At 67.6% G+C, this 19,784-nt stretch carries 13 protein-coding genes; 8 read left to right on the forward strand and 5 right to left on the reverse strand.

Annotated elements, in window-relative coordinates:
- Positions 1-22 precede the first annotated feature (22 nt).
- The 4 genes from gcvH to C8261_RS06875 all read left to right on the forward strand — a co-directional run bounded on the left by gcvH (position 23) and on the right by C8261_RS06875 (position 5,989).
- Positions 23-403 (forward strand): glycine cleavage system protein GcvH, encoded by a 381-nt coding sequence (gene gcvH, locus C8261_RS06860; RefSeq protein WP_107492910.1) that lies wholly within the window; start codon positions 23-25, stop codon positions 401-403.
- Positions 404-539: 136 nt separating this feature from the next.
- Positions 540-3,428, forward strand: a complete 2,889-nt coding sequence (gene gcvP, locus C8261_RS06865) for an aminomethyl-transferring glycine dehydrogenase (RefSeq protein WP_107492911.1) — start codon at positions 540-542, stop codon at positions 3,426-3,428.
- 264 nt (positions 3,429-3,692) lie between these two features.
- A complete protein-coding gene (locus C8261_RS06870) occupies positions 3,693-4,100 on the forward strand; it encodes a bacteriohemerythrin (RefSeq protein ID WP_107492912.1) in 408 nt (135 codons plus the stop codon).
- A gap of 191 nt (positions 4,101-4,291) precedes the next feature.
- The gene (locus C8261_RS06875; protein ID WP_107492913.1) at positions 4,292-5,989 is read left to right on the forward strand and encodes a glycoside hydrolase family 17 protein; all 1,698 of its coding nucleotides are present in this window, start codon (positions 4,292-4,294) and stop codon (positions 5,987-5,989) included.
- Here the strand turns inward: C8261_RS06875 and C8261_RS06880 are convergent.
- Positions 5,900-6,364 carry a hypothetical protein gene (locus C8261_RS06880; RefSeq protein WP_235864857.1) on the reverse strand — a complete coding sequence of 155 codons (465 nt, stop codon included), beginning with the start codon at positions 6,362-6,364 and terminating at the stop codon, positions 5,900-5,902. The genes C8261_RS06875 and C8261_RS06880 overlap by 90 nt on opposite strands.
- Positions 6,365-6,595: 231 nt before the next feature.
- On the opposite strand from C8261_RS06880, the gene C8261_RS06885 reads away from it, so the two are divergent.
- The 4 genes from C8261_RS06885 (at position 6,596) to ettA (ending at position 14,795) form a co-directional block, all read left to right on the forward strand.
- Positions 6,596-9,238: a glycosyltransferase family 2 protein gene (locus tag C8261_RS06885; RefSeq protein ID WP_107492914.1), complete on the forward strand. Its 2,643-nt coding sequence runs from the start codon at positions 6,596-6,598 to the stop codon at positions 9,236-9,238.
- A gap of 138 nt (positions 9,239-9,376) precedes the next feature.
- Entirely contained in the window at positions 9,377-10,414 is a 1,038-nt protein-coding gene (locus C8261_RS06890) for a cytochrome-c peroxidase (RefSeq protein WP_107492915.1), read from the forward strand.
- A complete protein-coding gene (locus C8261_RS06895) occupies positions 10,411-13,032 on the forward strand; it encodes an EAL domain-containing protein (RefSeq protein WP_235864858.1) in 2,622 nt (873 codons plus the stop codon). The genes C8261_RS06890 and C8261_RS06895 overlap by 4 nt, the downstream gene beginning before the upstream one ends.
- Positions 13,033-13,130: 98 nt before the next feature.
- Positions 13,131-14,795 (forward strand): energy-dependent translational throttle protein EttA, encoded by a 1,665-nt coding sequence (ettA, locus tag C8261_RS06900; RefSeq protein ID WP_107492916.1) that lies wholly within the window; start codon positions 13,131-13,133, stop codon positions 14,793-14,795.
- A 7-nt stretch (positions 14,796-14,802) separates the two neighbouring features.
- Here the strand turns inward: ettA and C8261_RS06905 are convergent, their stop codons facing one another.
- The 4 genes from C8261_RS06905 to C8261_RS06920 all read right to left on the reverse strand — a co-directional run bounded on the left by C8261_RS06905 (position 14,803) and on the right by C8261_RS06920 (position 19,768).
- Positions 14,803-15,810, reverse strand: a complete 1,008-nt coding sequence (locus tag C8261_RS06905) for a M48 family metallopeptidase (protein ID WP_107492917.1) — start codon at positions 15,808-15,810, stop codon at positions 14,803-14,805.
- Positions 15,810-17,165, reverse strand: a complete 1,356-nt coding sequence (locus C8261_RS06910; protein ID WP_235864859.1) for a YjgN family protein — start codon at positions 17,163-17,165, stop codon at positions 15,810-15,812. Before C8261_RS06910 ends, C8261_RS06905 begins: the two co-directional genes overlap by 1 nt.
- Positions 17,166-17,235: 70 nt before the next feature.
- Positions 17,236-18,891 (reverse strand): DUF342 domain-containing protein, encoded by a 1,656-nt coding sequence (locus tag C8261_RS06915; RefSeq protein WP_107492918.1) that lies wholly within the window; start codon positions 18,889-18,891, stop codon positions 17,236-17,238.
- Positions 18,892-18,904: 13 nt separating this feature from the next.
- Positions 18,905-19,768: an HDOD domain-containing protein gene (locus tag C8261_RS06920; RefSeq protein ID WP_107492919.1), complete on the reverse strand. Its 864-nt coding sequence runs from the start codon at positions 19,766-19,768 to the stop codon at positions 18,905-18,907.
- Between the last annotated feature and the right edge of the window lie 16 nt (positions 19,769-19,784).

Below are 19,784 nucleotides of genomic sequence, written 5' to 3' on the forward strand. Positions count from 1 at the left end.
CGTCCCACAAAGGAAGCCCGCCATGAGCAACATGCCTGCCGACCTGAAGTACACCCCGTCCCACGAATGGATCCGCGTCGAAGCCGACGGCACGCTGACCATCGGCGTCACCGACCACGCTCAGGAAGCGCTCGGCGACGTGGTCTTCCTGGAACTGCCGGAAGCCGGCCGCGTGGTCGCCGCCGGTGAAGCCTGCGCGGTGATCGAGTCGGTGAAGGCCGCGTCCGACATCTATGCCCCGGTGGCCGGCGAGATCATCGACTGCAATCAGGCCGCGATTGACGCGCCGGAAAGCGTCAACGCCGACGCCTACGCCGCCTGGCTGTTCAAGCTGCGCCCGGCCGCCGGCGCCGACCTCGGCGGTCTGCTGGATGCCGCCGGCTACGCCGCCGCGATCGCCTGAGATACGCCCTCCACCGTTCGGGCTGAGCCAGTCGAAGCCCGATAGCAGCCTGCACCGGAAACGCCCTTCGACAAGCTCAGGGCGAACAGTTTGCAGGCGCCGACCTATTCCCGACCCCACGGCCCGGACCACGACCATGCAGGATTTCCTCACCGCCCCGCTCGCCCGCCTCGAACAGCGCGACGCCTTCCTCGAACGCCACATCGGCCCCAACCCGGCCGAGATCGCCACCATGCTGGCCGCACTCGGTACGCCCAGCCTGGACGCGCTGATCGACCAGACCGTGCCCGCGGCGATCCGTCTGGAGAAGCCGCTGGCGCTGGCCGGCAGCCGCCCGGAACACGAGGCGCTCGCCGCGCTGGCCGCCATCGCGGCGAAGAACGTGGTGAAGAAGTCCTTCATCGGCCTGGGCTACTACGGCACCCACACCCCGGCGGTAATCCTGCGCAACGTCATGGAAAACCCGGGCTGGTACACCGCCTACACGCCCTACCAGGCCGAGATCGCCCAGGGTCGCCTGGAGGCCCTGCTCAACTTCCAGCAGATGGTGATCGACCTCACCGGCCTGGAACTGGCCAACGCCTCGCTGCTGGACGAAGCCACCGCCGCCGCCGAAGCCATGGCAATGGCGCGCCGCGTGTCGAAGGCCAAGTCGAACGCCTTCTTCGTCGATGAAGCCTGCTTCCCGCAGACCCTGGACGTGCTGCGCACCCGCGCGCACTACTTCGGCTTCGAGTTGATCCTGGGGCCGGCGGTCGAGGCCGCCAGCCATGACGTGTTCGGCGCCCTGCTGCAATACCCGGACGTGAATGGCGAGGTGCGCGACCTCGCCGCCCCGCTCGCCGCGCTGAAGGCCAAGGGCGCGATCAGCGCGGTGGCCTGCGACCTGATGGCCCTGCTGCTGCTCAAGTCGCCCGGCAAGATGGGCGCGGACATCGCGCTCGGCTCGGCCCAGCGCTTCGGCGTGCCGATGGGCTTCGGCGGCCCGCACGCCGCCTTCTTCGCCACCCGCGAGGCCTACGTGCGCGCCATGCCGGGGCGCATCATCGGCGTCTCCAAGGACCGCCACGGCAAGACCGCGCTGCGCATGACGCTGCAGACCCGCGAGCAGCACATCCGCCGCGAGAAGGCCAACTCCAACATCTGCACATCCCAAGTGCTGCTGGCCAACATGGCCGGCCTCTACGCCGTCTATCACGGCCCGCAGGGCCTGAAGACCATCGCCGCGCGCATCCACCGCCTGGCGGCGATCTTCGCCGAAGGCCTGCGCCAGGCCGGCATCAAGGTGCTCAGCAGGCACTTCTTCGACACCGTGCTGGTGCATACCGGTGCACGCACCGCGCAACTGCTCGTCGCCGCGGAAGCGGCCGGCTTCAACCTGCGCCAGGCCTCCGGCGAGACGGTCGGCGTGGCAATGGACGAAACCACCACCGCGGACGACGTTGCCGCCCTGCTGGCGCTCTTCGGCGCCGGCAGCGACCTCGCCGCGCTGGATGCCGCGGTGGTCGCCGCTGGCGGCGCCCTGCCCGCCGGCCTGCTGCGCAGCGACGCCATCCTCGCCCACCCGGTGTTCAACACCCACCACACCGAGCACGAGATGCTGCGCTACCTCAAGAAGCTGCAGAACCGCGACCTCGCGCTCGACCATTCGATGATCTCGCTGGGCAGTTGCACCATGAAGCTCAACGCCACCAGCGAGATGATCCCGGTAACCTGGCCGGCGTTCGCCAACCTGCACCCCTTCGCGCCGCGCGAGCAGGCCCAGGGCTACATCGAGATGATCGACGGGCTGGCCGACTACCTCAAGGCGGTTACCGGCTTCGACGCCATCTGCATGCAGCCCAACTCCGGCGCGCAGGGTGAATACGCCGGCCTGGTGGCCATCCTGCGCTACCACGCCGCGCGCGGCGAAGCCCAGCGCACCGTCTGCCTGATCCCCAAGTCCGCCCACGGCACCAACCCGGCCACCGCACAGATGTGCGGCATGGAGGTGGTGGCGGTCAATTGCGACGACAACGGCAACGTCGACCTCGACGACCTCAAGGCCAAGGCCGCGCAGCATGGCGAGCGCCTGGCCGCGCTGATGATCACCTACCCGTCCACGCATGGCGTGTTCGAGGAGAACATCCGCGAAATCTGCGCCGCGGTGCACGCCCACGGCGGCCAGGTGTACATGGACGGCGCCAACCTCAACGCCCAGGTCGGCCTCACCTCGCCGGCCACCATCGGCGCGGACGTCTCGCACATGAACCTGCACAAGACCTTCTGCATCCCGCACGGCGGCGGCGGCCCGGGCATGGGCCCGATCGGCCTGAAGGCGCATCTTGCCCCCTTCATGGCCGACCACGTGGTGTCGCCCACCGGCGCCCCGGATCGCGCCAACAAGGGCCAGGGCGCGGTGTCCGCCGCACCGTTCGGCTCGGCCAGCATTCTGCCGATCTCATGGATGTACATCGCCATGATGGGCGGCGAAGGCCTCAAGCGCGCCACCGAGGTGGCCATCCTCAACGCCAACTACGTGGCGACGAAGCTCGCGCCGCACTACCCGGTGCTGTACACCGGCGGCAAGGGCCGGGTGGCGCACGAGTGCATCCTCGACATCCGCCCGCTCAAGGCGGCCACCGGGGTGAGCGAGGTGGACATCGCCAAGCGCCTGATGGACTACGGCTTCCACGCCCCGACCATGTCCTTCCCGGTACCCGGCACCATCATGGTGGAGCCGACCGAGTCGGAAGACCTGGCCGAGCTGGACCGCTTCATCGCCGCGATGGTGGCGATCCGCGAGGAAATCGCCCGCATCGAACGCGGCGAGCTGCCGGCCGAGGACAACCCGCTGAAGAACGCCCCGCACACCCAGTTCGAGGTCTCCGCCGCCGCATGGAACCACGCCTACAGCCGCGAGGAAGCCGCCTTCCCGCTGCCCTGGGTGGCCGAGAACAAGTTCTGGCCGAGCGTCGGGCGCATCGACGACGTGTATGGCGACCGCAACCTGTTCTGCGCCTGCGTGCCGATGGGGGAGTACTGAAGCGCAGCACTTCCAGGTGCTGGCAAACTCAAGGCGCACCCCTGAGCGCACCAGCACCTGCGCACAATGACATTAGGGCCTGTTCTCATTCGCGCTGGCGGATGAGAACAGGCCCCGGGGGAATTCCGCAGAAATTCGTAAGCAAATCTTTTCAATGCCATTTGCATTTTACGGATTGCTTTACGATGGCTGCCGCTGTGGCCACGGCACGATTCCGACCAACATTGCCGTCCTCATCGACGCGCCCGAATGGAGCTTCCCCGCATGAGTCTCATCACATGGACCAAAGAACAGTTCGCCACCAACGTTGACACCCACGACAAGGAGCACCAGGCCATCTTCGACGGCCTCAATGCCCTCCACGCCGCGGTGCAAGGTGGCGACCGCGCCCAGACCCGCGCAAAGCTGGAGCAGTTGCTGAGCACGGTTCAAGCCCACTTCCTCTCCGAAGAGGAGAACTTCGGCAAGTGCGGCTACGCCAACAGCGCAGCTCACAAGGCCGAGCACGACAACCTGATTGCCACCTGTACCGGGCTGTACGCCAAGTTCCAGTCCGGTCAGGCCGAGATCACCACGGAGACCACGCAGTTCCTCAAGGACTGGCTGGTCAAGCACATCCCCCACGTTGACCGTACCTACAGCGAGCCTATGCTCAACGCCGGCCTGCGCTGAGACGGCGCACGCCGGCCAGCGGCGGAACACCGGCAGCGCCCTCGACCCTGCCCTGCCCGGCTGCGCATCCCTTGCCGGGCTCCACCCTCACGGCTGGAGCCCGGGCTGGTCTGTTGATCCCTGTCGTCGTCGTGCGTGACGACCGCCGCCGGGCGTAGAATCGCGGCCTCACACTGACCGGCCGATCAACGGTGCAACCCACGACAGACTCGCCCGGCGCGCACTGGCGCGCCCTGCTGACCCTCAATCTCCTTGCCCTGCTTGGCCTGCTTGCCTATCTGGGCTGGCAGATGCGTCCGGTCGCCATGCACGACCTTCACCTGGAGGATGGCGAACGGCTGCAGTGCGTCTCCTACGCCCCCTTCCGTCTCCCCGGCCAGACACCCTTCGATGCCGACCTGCGCATTTCACGCGCGCAGATCGCCGCCGACCTCGCCGAACTGGCGCGCATCAGTGCCTGCGTGCGCACCTACTCGGTCGACCAGGGGCTGGAGCAGGTTCCCGAAGTAGCCCGCGAACATGGCCTGAAGGTGCTGCTCGGGGCGTGGATCGGCGCCGATGCGGCACGCAACGCCGCCCAGCTCGATACCGCCATCGCGCTCGCCAATGCCCATCCTGACGTGGTCGATGTACTCATCGTCGGCAACGAGGTACTGCTGCGCCGCGAGCGCACGGCGGCGGAAATGCGTGCCTTGCTCGATGACGCCCGCACACGCGCGCAGGTGCCGGTGACCTACGCCGACGTCTGGGAATTCTGGCTGCAGAACCGCGAACTTGCCGCTGCGGTGGATCGCGTCACCGTGCACATCCTGCCCTTCTGGGAGGATCACCCGGTAGGCATCGACGACGCCGTCGATCACGTCGGCAGCGTGCTCGCGGAGGTCCGCGCGGCCTTCGACAAACCGGTGATGATCGGCGAGACCGGCTGGCCCAGCGCCGGCCGCCAGCGTCAGGCGGCACGGCCTGCACAGGTCAACCAGGCGCGCTTCATCCGCGAGTTCGTACACCGCGCCCACCTCGAAGGCTGGCATTACAACCTCATCGAGGCCATCGACCAACCCTGGAAGCGCCGCCTCGAAGGCACCGTCGGTGGCCACTGGGGCATGCTCACGGCACAACTGGAAGCCAAGTTTCCGCTCGCCGGCGCGGTCGCCGAACGCAACAGCGTCCTCGCCCCTGCATTCGCCGCAGTCGTCGGCGCCCTGCTCTGCCTGGTGCTAGCCCCCATGTCTCACACCGTCGCTACTGCGGGTGCCGATACGCTCGCCGTGGCACGCCGTACTCGCTCGCGGCGCCTCGGCACCCTCGTGACGTGCCTGTGTGAGAAATGCGGGCTGGCCACAAGCGGTGCAACCCGCCGCCTGGCCGCTGCCAGTGGCGGCGCGGCAGGCGGCATGATTGTCGTGCTGCACGGCGAACACGCCCTGCAGGCCTACCGCAGCGGCCTCGAATGGGCCGTGCTGGGCACCGTGGCGCTGCTCGGCGCGCTGCTGCCGGTGACACTGGCGCACTGGTCAGGCACGGGCCGGGCACCGGCCTTCGCCAACTTGTGGTCGGCAATGCAACATCCCGCCACCGCCGCCCTGCGCGCCTTCAGCGTGCTGCGTGCAGCGCTGCTCTTTGCTGCCGCAGTGGCCGCACTGCTGCTCGCGTTCGATCCGCGTTACCGCGACTTCCCGCTCTGGCTGTATGCCCTGCCGGCCCTTTACGCCGGCATCGCCGCCTGGTGGCTGGCCGACAACGGCCGCGAGGAGCGCATCTGTGCTGCGGTGATCGCCGCCGCCGCGCTGCTGCGCTGGTCAACCGAGCCGCTCAACCCGCAGGCCTGCGCCTGGCTGCTCTGCGCCCTCGCCCTCGCCGCCCCCGCGCTGCGCCGGCGCGGCGCGTGACAACAACAGCAGCGCCAGCATGAAGCCCACCGCAGCGGGCTCGAAGCTGTACAGCACCAGCCCCCAGACGCCTGCATGGATGGCCAGCCACGCCAACACGCGGGCGGCAGCCGGCACGGGGCGGCCATGCGCGCCGATGGCGGCAAGCACGGCGAGCAGCGCGCATGCCAGGCTCAGCCAGCCCAGGCGCTGATCGATGAAGGATTGCACCAGCAGCCACTTCACAGCGCACAGACCGTCCACCCCTTCGGCCAGGCTGCCGCCGCAGTCGCGCGGCAACAACCCTGCCTCCAGCACCGCGTAGCGCAGCAGGAAGGCCAGTGCGGCACTGGCGAGAACGGCCAGCGCCCGTTTCAGGGCGACACATTTGGGCAAAACATTACCATTTGTCACGATATTTCCCTTGCCCGTCAAGGGCCTCGCCGCCGACCAACTTCCTGTTTCAAATCAATGCCGAAGCAGCGTACCACGAGGCGCGGAATGGCGTAGACTGCGGGCGCGCTCCAGCCTCCGGCGCACTATGTCGAAAGTCTGATACCAGAACAACCCGCCCCAAGGGCACACAGCCCCTCACCTGTTGCTCAGCCGCACCCCTGCAGAGACCCCATGAGAAGCACCGCAGCAATGCTCTACCGCATCACCGTCGCCTGTCTCATCGCCGCCGCGGTCGGTGCCCTCCAGTACCTGTTCTGGCAGCAGCTCAACCATGTCGATGAGCTGGCCGGCAACACCCAGCGCATCAAGGGTTACGCCTACACCGCCTTCCAGCGCGACCAGAGTCCGCTGCGCGGGGAGTATCCCGACGACAGCGCCATCGCCGCCGATCTCCGCCTGCTCGCCACCACCACGGACGCGATCCGCACCTACAGCGTGCGCGACATGCCGGCCCAACTGCGCGTTAGCGGCGAACTCGACCTGCTGGTGACCGCCGGCGCGTGGATCTCGGCCAGTCTCGAAGACAACGAGCTGGAACTGGCGGCGCTGATCGAAGCCGCCCGCAGCATGCGCCACATCGAGCGGGTGATGGTCGGCAACGAAGTGCTGCTGCGCGGCGAGCTCGATGTCGACACGCTCATCCCCTACCTCGACCGCGCCCGCCAGGCCCTGCTGCAACCGGTGTCAACCGCCGAGCCGTGGCATGTCTGGCTGAAGCACCCGGAACTGGCCGCACACGTCGACTTCATCACCGTCCACCTGCTGCCCTACCACGAGGGCATCCCCGCCGAGAATGCGGTGGAGTACGCCCTGATGCGCTACGACGAGCTCGCCCGGCGCTTCCCGGGCAAGCGCATCGTGATCGGCGAAATCGGCTGGCCCAGCCGCGGCCCGCGCATCGACAACTTCGATGGCTCAAGCTCGGCGGAAGCCTCGCAGGTCAGCCAGACCCGCTTCATCCATGACTTCCTGACCCATCCGCGCACCCCACGCCTGGACTACTTCATCATGGAGGCCATCGATCAGCCCTGGAAGGTCGAGGTCGAAGGCTGGGCCGGCCCCTACTGGGGCCTCTACAACGCCGAACGCCAGCCCAAGAGCGTCTTCGAAGGCATGGTCGTGCGCGATCCGCACTGGCAACGCAAGGCGGCCAACGCCGCAGTACTGGCCTTCCTGCCGATGGCCCTGGCGGCCTTCTTCCTGCCCGGCTGGAGCCTTTTCGGGCGGCTCTTCCTGGCAGCGCTGATCCAGGCCTGCGTGTCTACGCTGATCATCGGCCTCAACGTCCCCGTCGACTACTACCTCAGCCAGCGCGATCTCGTCGGCCTGACGCTGCTGCTCGCCGCCACCGTGCTCACCGCCGCCGTGCTGCTGTCGCACGGCTTCGAGTTCGGCGAAGTGCTGTTCAAGCGCCGCTGGCAGCGCCGCTTCATGCCCTTGCCGCCGCACGCGCCGGAACAGCAGCCCTTCGTCTCCATCCACCTGGCCTGCCACAACGAACCGCCGGAGATGGTGATCGCCACCATCGACAGTCTGGCGCAACTCAACTACGAGAATTTCGAGGTACTCATCCTCGACAACAACACCCGCGACGAGGCCAAGTGGAAACCGCTGGAAGCGCGCTGCGCCGAGCTCGGTCCGCGCTTCCGCTTCTTCCACCTGATGGACTGGCCCGGCTTCAAGGCCGGCGCACTGAACTACGGACTGGAAGTCACCGACCCGCGCGCCGAAGTGGTCGGCGTGGTGGATGCCGACTACGTCGTCGATCCGGACTGGCTGGCCGGCCTGATCCCGCATTTCGACAAACCCGACGTCGCCGTGGTGCAGGCCCCGCAGGCCCACCGCGACTGGGAGACCCAGCCTTTCCGGCGCATGTGCAACTGGGAGTTCGACGGCTTCTTCCGTATCGGCATGCACCACCGCAACGAGCGCAACGCGCTGATCCAGCACGGCACCATGACCCTGGTGCGCCGTCTGGCGCTGGAAGAGGTCGGCGGCTGGTCCGAGTGGTGCATCTGCGAAGACACCGAACTGGGCCTGCGCCTGATCGAGAAGGGCTACGACACCCGCTACGTGGACCACATCTACGGCCGCGGCCTCACCCCCTCGGACTTCGCCGCGATCAAGAGCCAGCGCTTCCGCTGGGCCTTCGGTGCGATGCAGATCCTCAAGCACCACATCCCGCACATGGTCGGGCGCAGCCGGCTCAACCTCGCCCAGCGCTACCACTTCCTCACCGGCTGGTTCGCCTGGCTGGGCGACGCCCTGCAACTGGTGTTCGCCTTCGCCAGCCTGGCATGGACCCTGGGCATGCTGCTCTTCCCGCAGGCCTTCGGCCTGCCGGTGACCGCGCTGGCGCTGCCGGTGCTGGCCTTCATGGCCTTCAAGGCCGCGCTCGGCCCCATCCTCTACCGGCGCACCATGGACTGCCCGTGGCGCGACATCCTCGGCGCCTCCATCCTCTCGGTAGGGCTGGCGCACGCCATTGCGCGCGGCGTATTCGCCGGGCTGTGGAAGAAGCACGGCACCTTCGTGGTCACCCCCAAGGGCTGGAAGGCCAAGGGCGCGCTGGCCTTCTTCGGCCCCATCCGTGAAGAGATCGGCATGCTGGTGGCCCTGCTGCTGGGTATCGCTGCGATGCTGTGGGCGCAGGACGGCACCCAGCTCGAAACCCGCCTGTGGGTTGGCATCCTCGCCCTGCAGTGCATCCCCTACCTGGCCTCCATCGCCTGCCAGATCGCCGCCTACATGCCGGAACGCAAGCTCCCCCATCCCCATCCCGATGACGGCAAGACCCCTGCATTGCAGGGTTGAGAGGCAGGCCGCAGGACGACCCGAATTGGGGCGTCCTGCAAACCTGTGGTGCAACAAAATCGTTAGAATTCGCCCCCCCCACGCGATTTCCTTGATGCACCTCAATTCCGGCAGTCACCCTCAGGCTAGCATCGACCCGTGAACCGCAGGACGCCCCATCTGGCCATCATTGGCCTGCTCTCGGCCTTTGCCACCACGCTGGTCATCCTGACCTGGCGGGATGCGCCGCCGCCGCTGCCTGACACGGCAGCGGTCGTGCCGGTGGCCGACGCGGTACTGCGCCACGAGCCCATTGCGCCGCTCCCCGCCCGCCCCCCCGAGTCCGGTGACGCCCGCGTCCGCCTCGGCGAAATGCTCTTTCACGAACGCATGCTGTCGCGCGACAACAGCATTTCCTGTGCGTCCTGTCACCGCCTGGACAACGGCGGCGTGGACGGCCTGCCGTTCTCGCCGGGCGTGGATGGCGCCATCGGCGTGATCAACACGCCGACCGTCCTCAACGCCGCGTTCAGCTTCATGCAGTTCTGGGACGGCCGTGCGCCGACCCTCGAAGCCCAGGTCGCCGGCCCCATCCACAACCCCATCGAGATGGCCTCCACCTGGAGCGAGGTGATCGCCAAGCTGTCGCGGCGCGAGGACTATCGCGCGGCCTTTGCCAACGCCTATCCGCAGGGCATCACCCCGGAAACCATCTCCGACGCCATTGCCCGCTTCGAGCGTACCCTGACCACCCCCGACGCCCCCTTCGACCGCTACCTGCGCGGCGACACCAAGGCCCTCAACGCCGAGGAGCGCGAAGGCTACGCGCGCTTCAAGAACCTCGGCTGCTCCAGTTGCCACCAGGGCGTCAATATCGGCGGCAATTTCTTCCAGCGTTTTGGCGTCCTCGGCGACTACTTTGCCGACCGCGGCAACATCACCACCGCCGACCTCGGACGCTTCAACGTCACTGGCGACGAAGCCGACCGTCACGTCTTCAAGGTGCCAAGCCTGCGCAACGTCGCCCTCACCGCGCCCTACTTCCACGACGCCGGTGCCGACACCCTGGAGGACGCCGTCTCCATCATGGGGCGCTACCAGCTCGGACGCACCCTCTCCGACGAGGACGTACGCCTGATCGTCGCCTTCCTGCACACGCTGACCGGCAAGGCCCCCGGCGGCGGAGGTGCACGATGACCGCCCGCCTCCCGCTCGCCCAGCCCAGCGCGGCCACCCAGATGCTCGCCAACCGTCCTTCCAGGTTGCTGTGGCTGCTGGCAGGCGTCGCCGCAGTAGCGATCCTGCTGAGCTGGCTGTTCTTCAAGGCCGATGCCATCAACGCCCGCGCCCACCAGCAGTACGAGCGCGAACTGCGTCTGCTGCGTCAGGCGGATGCCGAACTCAATGCCGCCGTGCTGGCCAACCGCGTCGGCCTGCAGACCGACTTCGACACCATCGTCGCCACCGCCGCCGAGGTGCTGCGCGCCACTCATGCGCTGGAACAGTTGCCCGATTTCCTGCCCGCCACGAGCCTCGATCGTCTGCGCGAGGACATCGACCAGTTGCGCGCGGTGCAGACCGAGAAGACGCGCCGCATCGAACTGTTCAAGCGCGAGAACGCGGTGCTGCGCAACTCCCTGGCCTTCCTGCCCGAAGCCACCAACCGCTACATTGCCGACCCGCAGGTGACTCTCGCCGACAGTCGCCCGGTAGGCATCCTGGTGCGCGGCATCCTCACCCACGCTCACAGCAGCAATGCGGAGTTCGACACCGCCCTGTGGCGCCAGCTCGAAGCCCTGGAGGCAACGCTGCCGGAGATGGCAGAGGCACGTCGCGAACGCCTGCGCAACCTGCTCCTGCACGCGCGCGTGATCATCGAGCGCAAGCCCGCCGTCGACACGCTGACGCGCGAGATCCTCGGCGCTCCCAGCGCCGCCCTCGGCGAGCGCGTCAGCCTGCACTACGCCACCGCCTACGAACACGCCGCCGCCACTGCCCACAACTACCGCCTGGTACTTTACGTGCTGGCACTGGTAATGGCCGGCTACGTCGCCCTGGCCATGCAGCGCCTGCAACGCGCCTCGCGCGAGCTGGCGCGTGCCAACCACGACCTCAAGGAACGCTTCGACACCCTCAGGCGCACCCAGGAGGAACTCAACCTCTACGCCACGGTGTTCACCAATGCCAGCGAGGGCATGACCATCACCGATGCCGACGCGCGCATCATCGCCGTCAATCCCGCCTTCACCTTCATCACCGGCTACACCCTCGAGGAGGTCGGCGGGCAGACACCGGCGGTGCTCGGTTCCGGACGCCAGGACGAAGCCTTCTACCGCGACATGTGGGCAACCCTCAACCGCGACGGGCAGTGGCAGGGCGAGATCTGGAATCGCCGCCGCGACGGCGAGATCTTCCCCGAATGGCTGTCGATCACCGCCGTTCCCAACAGCAGCGGCGACACTCCCTCGCACTACATCGGCATCTTCTCGGACATCACCGACCGCAAGGCCGCCGAAGCACGCATCCACCACCTCGCCCACCACGACGCCCTCACCAATCTACCCAACCGCACCCTGCTGCAGGACCGCCTCGACCAGGCCATCCTGCAGTCGCGCCGCCGCGAGCGCCACGCCGCCGTGCTGTTCATCGACCTCGACCGCTTCAAGCCGATCAACGACACCCTCGGCCATGAAGTCGGCGACGCCCTGCTCACCCAGGTCGCCCGCCGCTGCCAGCGTGCCGTGCGCGAAACCGACACCGTGGCCCGCCACGGCGGCGACGAGTTCGTCGTCGTGCTGCCCGAACTCGACAACGCCCAGGATGCCGCCGTCCTGGCGCGCAAGCTGCTGGCCGCCCTCGGTGAGCCCTACCGCCTCGGCGAACACGAACTCACCGTCACCGCCAGCATCGGCATTGCCCTCTATCCGGAAGACGGCCAGAGCGCCTCGATGCTGCTGCGCAACGCCGACGCCGCCATGTACGGCGCCAAGGCCGACGGCCGCAACGCCTTCCAGTTCTATTCCGCCGAACTCAACACCGCCTCGCTGGGCGAGCTGCTGCTTGAGAACCAGCTCCGCGGCGCCCTCGACCGCGACGAGCTGGTGCTGTTCTACCAGCCCAAGGTGGACGGCCGCAGCGGACAGCTCGCAGGCGCCGAGGCGCTGCTGCGCTGGCGTCACCCCGAGCTCGGCCTGCTCGCCCCGGGGCGTTTCGTTCCCGCAGCCGAGGAGTCCGGCCTCATCGTGCCGATCGGTGAATGGGTGCTGCGCAGCGCCTGCCGGCAGATGCGCGCATGGCTGGACGCCGGACTGCAGCCGCCGCCGGTGGCGGTCAACCTTTCCGCCCAGCAGCTCGCCCAACAGGATCTCGTCGCCCTCGTCCACGATGCCCTCAGCAGCCATCGCCTGCCCGCCGGCATGCTGGAACTCGAACTCACCGAAACCATGCTGATGCGCGACGTCGACCACACCATCGAGGTGCTCGCCCGCCTGCGCGCAATGGGGGTACGACTGGCAATCGACGACTTCGGCTCGGGTTACTCCTCGCTGGCCTACCTGAAGCTCTTCGAGGTCGACGTACTGAAGATCGACCGCAGCTTCGTCAACGACATCCGCAGCGACGGCGCCGAAGGCACCATTGCCGCAGCCGTCATCGCCCTCGCCCACAGCCTCGGCCAGCAGGTGGTCGCCGAAGGCGTGGAGAACGACTACCAGCGCGACTTCCTCGCCCGCCACCACTGCGACCAGTTCCAGGGCTACCTCTTTGGCCGCCCCGAGCCGGTCGCCGACTTCACCCGCCGCCTCCACCCCCGGTAGGCCACAGCGCCCCTCGGCGACGGCCGCGGAGACTCTGCGACCGTGCCCTGCGGCAATGGTATCCTTGCCCACTTTGCAACCCGGCCCGACGACTCCTCATGGCTCAATACGTAATGTCGATGCTGCGGGTGAACAAGATCGTTCCCCCGAAGCGCCAGATCATCAAGGACATCTCCCTTTCCTTCTTCCCCGGCGCCAAGATCGGCCTCCTCGGCCTCAACGGCTCGGGCAAGTCCACCGTGCTGCGCATCATGGCCGGCGTGGACAAGGAGTACGACGGTGAGGTGCAATGGCAGCCCGGCGTGCGCATCGGCTACCTCGCCCAGGAGCCCGAACTGGATGCAGCAAAAACGGTGAAGGAAGAGGTCGAATCCGGCCTCGGCGAGATCGTCGAAGCGCGCCAGAAGCTCGAAGAGATCTACGCCGCCTACGCCGAACCGGACGCCGACTTCGACAAGCTCGCCGAGGAGCAGGCGAAGTACGAGAACATCCTGTCCACCGCCGGCGGCGACATCGAAACGCAGATGGAGATCGCCGCCGACGCGCTGCGCCTGCCGCCCTGGGACGCCGTCATCGGCAATCTCTCCGGCGGCGAAAAGCGCCGCGTGGCGCTGTGCAAGCTGCTGCTGTCGCGCCCCGACATGCTGCTGCTCGACGAGCCCACCAACCACCTCGACGCCGAATCGGTCGACTGGCTGGAACAGTTCCTCACCCGCTTCCCCGGTACCGTGGTGGCCGTCACCCACGACCGCTACTTCCTCGACAACGCCGCCGAGTGGATCCTCGAACTGGACCGCGGCCACGGCATCCCCTGGAAGGGCAACTACTCCTCCTGGCTGGAACAGAAGGGCGACCGCCTGGCGCAGGAAGCCAAGCAGGAAGCCGCCCACATGAAGGCGATGAAGACCGAGCTGGAATGGGCGCGCTCCAACCCCAAGGCCCGCCAGGCCAAGTCCAAGGCCCGTCTGGCGCGCTACGAGGAGATGGCCAGCGTCGAATACCAGCGCCGCAACGAGACCCAGGAGATCTTCATCCCGCCCGGCGAGCGCCTGGGCGACAAGGTCATCGAGTTCCACAACGTGTCCAAGGCCTTCGGCGACAAGCTGCTGATGGACAACGTAAACTTCGCCATCCCGCCGGGCGCCATCGTCGGCGTCATCGGCCCCAACGGCGCCGGCAAGTCGACGCTGTTCAAGATGATCGAAGGGCGCGACACGCCGGACGCCGGCGAGGTGGTGATCGGTTCCACGGTCAAGCTCGCCGCGGTGGACCAGAGCCGCGAGGGCCTGGCCAACGACAAGACGGTGTTCGAAGCCATCGCCGACGGCGCCGACGTGCTCACCGTGGGCCGCTTCGAGATGCCCAGCCGCGCCTACATCGGCCGCTTCAACTTCAAGGGCGGCGACCAGCAGAAGATCGTCGGCAACCTCTCCGGCGGCGAGCGCGGGCGCCTGCACCTGGCCAAGACCCTGATCCAGGGCGGCAACGTGCTGCTGCTCGACGAACCGTCCAACGACCTCGACGTGGAGACCCTGCGTGCGCTCGAAGACGCGCTGCTGGAATTCGCCGGCTGCGCGCTGATCATCTCGCACGACCGCTGGTTCCTCGACCGCATCTGCACCCACATCCTGGCCGCCGAAGGCGATTCGCAATGGACCTTCTTCGCCGGCAACTACCAGGAATACGAGGAAGACAAGAGGAAGCGCCTGGGCGAGGATGCTGCCCGCCCGAAGCGCATCCGCTACAAGCCGATCACGCGCTGAGGCGGACCTACTGCGCGGCGCGCTCGTGGATGGCGCGCACGCGCTCGGGTGTCGGGGGGTGGGTGGACAGGTAGCTGCCCCCCCCGCCCTGCGAAGGGTCGAGGCGCTGCAGGATGTTGGCCAGATGGCGCGGATCGATGCCGTGCCGGCGCATCATGTCCACCGCGTAGGAATCGGCCTCGCGCTCGAAGGCGCGTGAATAGCCCAGCTCTGTGAGGATCAGCGGCAGCGCGGTGACCGCTGACGATACCGCGGAGATGTCGCCGACCACGATTGCCGCCAGCACCCCCATCATCGATGCCTGTATGGAACGCCTCATCGCATGGCGGTGGGCGACGTGGCCGATCTCATGGGCGAGCACGCCGAGCAGTTCGTCGTCGTTGCGCGCCAGCGCGACCAGCTGGTCGGTAAACACGATGGTGCCGCCGGGCAGGGCCAGCGCATTGGCGCCAATGTCCTCGCCGGCAAGACGGAACAGCACACGGATCGGGCGCTCGTCATCGACCGCTGCGGCAAAAGGCGCGAAGAGGGCCTGCAGGCGCTGCTGTTCGGCAGGGTCGAGGGCGCTCGGCGTCATCATCTGACGGTCGATCAGTTCCAGCACCAGGCGGTCGGCATGCACATGGACGCTGGCCGGCAGCATCGCGGCGATGGTGCGTGCGGCCATCGGCACCCCCCACTGCACACTCGCCCAGACGAAGACCACCGTCACCAGCACGCCGATCAGCACGTAGCGCAGGCGCGATTCGAGGTGGTGCAACAGCCCTGCCCCGTGCGCCGGCAACAGGCGGTCGACAGCGTCGTTGTCGGCGGTCTCGAAGGCCGTGCCGTCGGCAAAGCGGACGAAGCGCGGAGTATTGCCCAGCCGCGAGGAAATCTCCACGGCGCCGCACAGCGCCGCCGCCAGCACTGCCCCATCCTCGCCCAGCACCCTCACCTGCCCGTCCTCGCACTGCAGGGAAGCGGCGACCCGGCGCGAACTGCTGCCGGCAAGGAAGTGCCCGGCGATGCTCATCAGAAGCCCATGTCGACGTCGAAGAGATCGCCGATCTCGCCACCCACCGCGCTCACCGCGGCACTCTGGTCGGCGGCGAAGCGGTCGAGATCGCCATCGGCATCGAGGGCGATGTGGGCTGCCGCATAGCGCGCGCTGCGCACCTTCGCCCACGGATAGAAGAGCCCGAGGGTGAGCACGATGGCCACGGTGTTGGTGAGCATCAGCGCGGTGTAGGAGCCGAGGGTGTAACCGGCAGCGGTGGCGTGGCAGTCGATGGCGGTATTGTTGAAGCGCAGGTTGGTGAGGCGGACTGCGAACAACGCCATCGCCACCAGATAGACGCCGATCATGAGGATGATGGAGAGCGGAGCAAAGATCAGCGAACCGAGCACGCCGGCAATGATCGCACCGAGCAGGACGAAGCCGATGACGATGCCGAAGAGCTTGTAGAAGCTGCCCGCACCCGCGCCGAAGGTGAACGGCACGACACCGTAACGGGTGTTCTCGATGATGAAGCGCTGCTGGCGGTAGAAGGCGTACGGAAACAGCAGGCCCAGCGTCAGCATGCCGAGCAGCGGCCACAACAGGAAGACCTTGTAGGACTCGCCGACGCGGCCGTCAAAGCCGAAACGCACACCGCGCCACGCCGAGTAGTGGTTGCGGAAGGCGAGGCCGCGGACGATGACCCACGGCATGATGGCGATGAAGCACAACATCAGCAGCGCCTCCAGCAAGGGTACGAACTCGCTGGCGAGCAGGTACACCAGCAGCATCGCAAAGGCGACCAGGCGCCCCTTGAGGATGCTCAGCGGACTGGCGAGATATTCGAAACTGGCACCATCGAGACGGGTGTTGCCATAGAAGTAGCGCTGGGTGCGCACCTTGGCCCAGGCCGAATAGATGCCCAGGGTGACGATGGTGAGGAGGAGGTTGACGATCCAGATGCGGAAGAACTCGAAACCCTGGCCAGAGAACTCGAACGGCACCTGACGCACCCCGGCATCCTCGCGCTCTGCTGCCGCGGCCTGTGCAGGCGCCGGCGCTGCAGCCGGCGCGGGTGGCGCGGCCGGTGTTTCCAGCGCGAGCACGGTGGGGGCGTGGCTGGACACCGCCGCAGCCGCCGGCGCAGCAGCAGGCGCTGCGCTTTCGTCCAGGCGCACAGCCATGCCGATGCCGGCGAGGCGCTCACGATAGGCGTGGGCCGCGCTTTCACGGAGATTGCGCTTGAGCACCACGCGCGAACTGCCGAAGACGCGGGCAACGTCCTCGACCTTGAGCCCGAAGAGTTCGGCAAACGACTGCATCACCTGCTCGCGTTCGAACCCTTCCAGCAACTCGCCCTGGAAAACCAGCGTATACACGGCTTCAGCCATCTGCCCGACCCTCTGGATGCGCCCCCAGGCGCGAAAATGACGCGATGATATCAGCGCCATCCTGCACTTGTCAGGCCGTAGTCTCCGCAGAATCGCCGTCACCGAGCACCAGACCGCCCTCTCCGGGCATGATCACTCCGGGGCCGTGCTCGCCATTCACGCGGTAGCGCTGGACGCCGTAGAGCACGCTCACGCCTTCGTGGATGCGCTGCTCGGCAAGCACGCGGGCCTGACTGGAGAGTTCGATCAGCGCATTGAGCTGCTGCTCTTCCTCACGCAGGGCCTTGATTTCATCGTTCAGACGGGTGGCCGTGGCGCAGGCGCGCTCCACCATGCGCGGATCGACGCGGGTGGGGTTGCGATCGGCAAAGACCAGCAGGCGGCTGATGTCGAGCAACTGCTGCTCGCGCTCGTCGCGCGCGCTCGCCAGCTGCTGGATGCGCCGGTTGGTGTCGGGGCTGACACCGATCTCGAAAGCCGTGGCAATGCGGTTGGGCGAGCCCAGCACCTTGCCGGTGATCGACAGCATGGCCAGCGCCCGCCCGCCGATGATGTGCCCGCGCCGCTGATCGCCGACGCGGATGTGCTTGCCGGCGGAGAGCTCGCACTGCATCGCCATGTCATCGATGAAGATCGAGTCGCCGGCCTCGATGCGCGCCTGCTGGGCATAGTTGGCCGAGAAGCAGCCGGCGCAGCGGATCACGCTGTCGGCCAGTTCCTTGCGCCCCAGCCCGCCGAGCACGCCCCCCTTGACGACGATGTTGCCGCCGGCAACGAGCGTGCATGGTTCGGCGGTACCGCCGATCTCGATGTCGCCACTGGCTTCGATGCGCATGCCGGCGGCGACGTCACCGCCCACCTTGACGCTGCCGTCGAAGCGGATGTTGCCGCTGGCCATGTTGACCGCCGCCACCGCGAACACCGGCTCGACGATCACCCCGCCCTTGACCACCACCGGCTGGCCGGCAACGGTGGCCACCAGTACGTCGGGGTCGTCGGGCTGGCACTGAGCGCCCTGCAGTTGCGCGGCGAACATGACGTCCTTGCCGGGACGGGCGGGCAGCACCTGCCCACGCACATTGATCCCGTTCTCACCGGCCGTGGGCGGCAGCCGGCGCATCAGCACCTGGCCGGGATGCACCACCTGGATCTCGCCCAGGTCGCGGTAATCGACCTGCCCGCTCTCGGTCAGGCGCGGCACCCGGCTGCGCACCTCGGGCAGCGCCGACACCAGGCGGCCGTCGTCACCGTGCCGCGGCGCCCGCCCGCGCGCGATGACCGCCGCTTCAGCCTCACCGGCGTCCACCGCGGTAGCGATGGCGTCGAGCAGCACCCCTTCGCTGACGCCGATCTCGGTCAGGCGTTCGAGGACCTGCGAACGGCTCAGGCGCTGGCCGCCCTGCGGTGGATGGATGGTCAGCGTGGCATACAGCCCATCGCCGGAAATACCCACCTCGGCGCGCGCATCGACGCGCTCGCCGAGCTTCAGCGCCTCGACCGCCTCACCGGCGTTGTAGCAGCCCAGCAGCAGGGTGATCGCTTCGGGCTGGAAGCGCAGGCTGCCATAGCCCTGCTCGGCCAGACGCGCATGCAGCCACGCTTCATCGATCGCTTCGGCAAGCGGGTCAGGCTTGCAGGCCGCCAGCAGGACACCGTGCTCGTCCTCGGCAAAACTCAGGCCGAGTCCGGCGCGCGGGTGCTCTCCGGCAGCGCTGCTGTCGTCCATGATCGTCGCGCCCTCAGCCGCGCACCGCGCTGAGGATGAGATCGCGTTCGGCATGCGAGGCGTCGAGCAGGGTGCCCAGCGCGGCCTCGTCGACGCCCATGTCCACCACCGCCGCGCGCCCGCGCCGGACCGTGCGCCCGAGCAGGCCGTCGAAGGGGTTGGGCTGCTCGGACACCTGCGCGGCCAGATGCACCAGCTGATGGAGATCGGTGGGCGGCCACTGGCCGTAATAAGCTTGCGCCGGATCGAAGCTGTCGCAGATGTTCTCCGGCAGGTCGAAAGCCTCCAGCACGGCAACGCCGACACGCTGCTGCCAGCCCTCGACGAAGAGCGCGAAACGGTCTATGTTGCGCTCCATCTCCGGGTAGTCGGACGCCCGTGCGATGAGGAAGAACTGGCCGATGTGGGTCATCATGCCGGCGAGCATCGCCGCATCGGGATTGGCCACCCGGGTCTGCCGCGCCAGCGCGAAGCTCCATGCGGCAATGTCCACCGAGCGCATCCACAGCCCGGCCGCCAGGGTGCGCATGTTGGGCGAGCGGTGATCGGCGGCAAGCTGCTCGGAAGCCACCGCAAAAGCCAGGCTGCGCAGGCTCAGCAGGCCGATGCGACGCACCGCGTCGCGCACCGTGTCGATCTGCGCGCCATAGGGATTGAGCGCCACGGTATTGGCCATGCGCAGCGTCTTGGCACTGAGCACCGGTTCGGCCTGCACTACGGTGGTGATCTGGTCCAGCGTCGTCGCGGGATCGTCGGCAAGGCGCTTGATGCGCAGCGACACCTCCATCGACACCGGAAAGTTGAGCCGGCCATCGGCCAGTTCGGCCTCGATCTGGTCGGCAAAGGCCTTGGCTTGCGCCTCGAAGTCCGCGCTCATGTCGTCTCCTCCTGTG

The organism is Pseudothauera lacus (assembly GCF_003034845.1).
Classification (GTDB): Bacteria; Pseudomonadota; Gammaproteobacteria; order Burkholderiales; family Rhodocyclaceae; genus Pseudothauera; species Pseudothauera lacus.

What these genes read in the sequence shown, in the direction of transcription:
- C8261_RS06895 (WP_235864858.1), top strand. Translation starts at nt 10,411, where the DNA reads ATGACCGCCCGCCTCCCGCTCGCCCAGCCCAGCGCGGCCACCCAGATG.
- C8261_RS06885 (WP_107492914.1), top strand. Translation starts at nt 6,596, where the DNA reads ATGAGAAGCACCGCAGCAATGCTCTACCGCATCACCGTCGCCTGTCTC.
- C8261_RS06910 (WP_235864859.1), bottom strand. Translation starts at nt 17,165, where the DNA reads ATGGCTGAAGCCGTGTATACGCTGGTTTTCCAGGGCGAGTTGCTGGAA.
- ettA (WP_107492916.1), top strand. Translation starts at nt 13,131, where the DNA reads ATGGCTCAATACGTAATGTCGATGCTGCGGGTGAACAAGATCGTTCCC.
- C8261_RS06920 (WP_107492919.1), bottom strand. Translation starts at nt 19,768, where the DNA reads ATGAGCGCGGACTTCGAGGCGCAAGCCAAGGCCTTTGCCGACCAGATC.
- C8261_RS06905 (WP_107492917.1), bottom strand. Translation starts at nt 15,810, where the DNA reads ATGAGCATCGCCGGGCACTTCCTTGCCGGCAGCAGTTCGCGCCGGGTC.
- gcvH (WP_107492910.1), top strand. Translation starts at nt 23, where the DNA reads ATGAGCAACATGCCTGCCGACCTGAAGTACACCCCGTCCCACGAATGG.
- C8261_RS06915 (WP_107492918.1), bottom strand. Translation starts at nt 18,891, where the DNA reads ATGGACGACAGCAGCGCTGCCGGAGAGCACCCGCGCGCCGGACTCGGC.
- gcvP (WP_107492911.1), top strand. Translation starts at nt 540, where the DNA reads ATGCAGGATTTCCTCACCGCCCCGCTCGCCCGCCTCGAACAGCGCGAC.
- C8261_RS06870 (WP_107492912.1), top strand. Translation starts at nt 3,693, where the DNA reads ATGAGTCTCATCACATGGACCAAAGAACAGTTCGCCACCAACGTTGAC.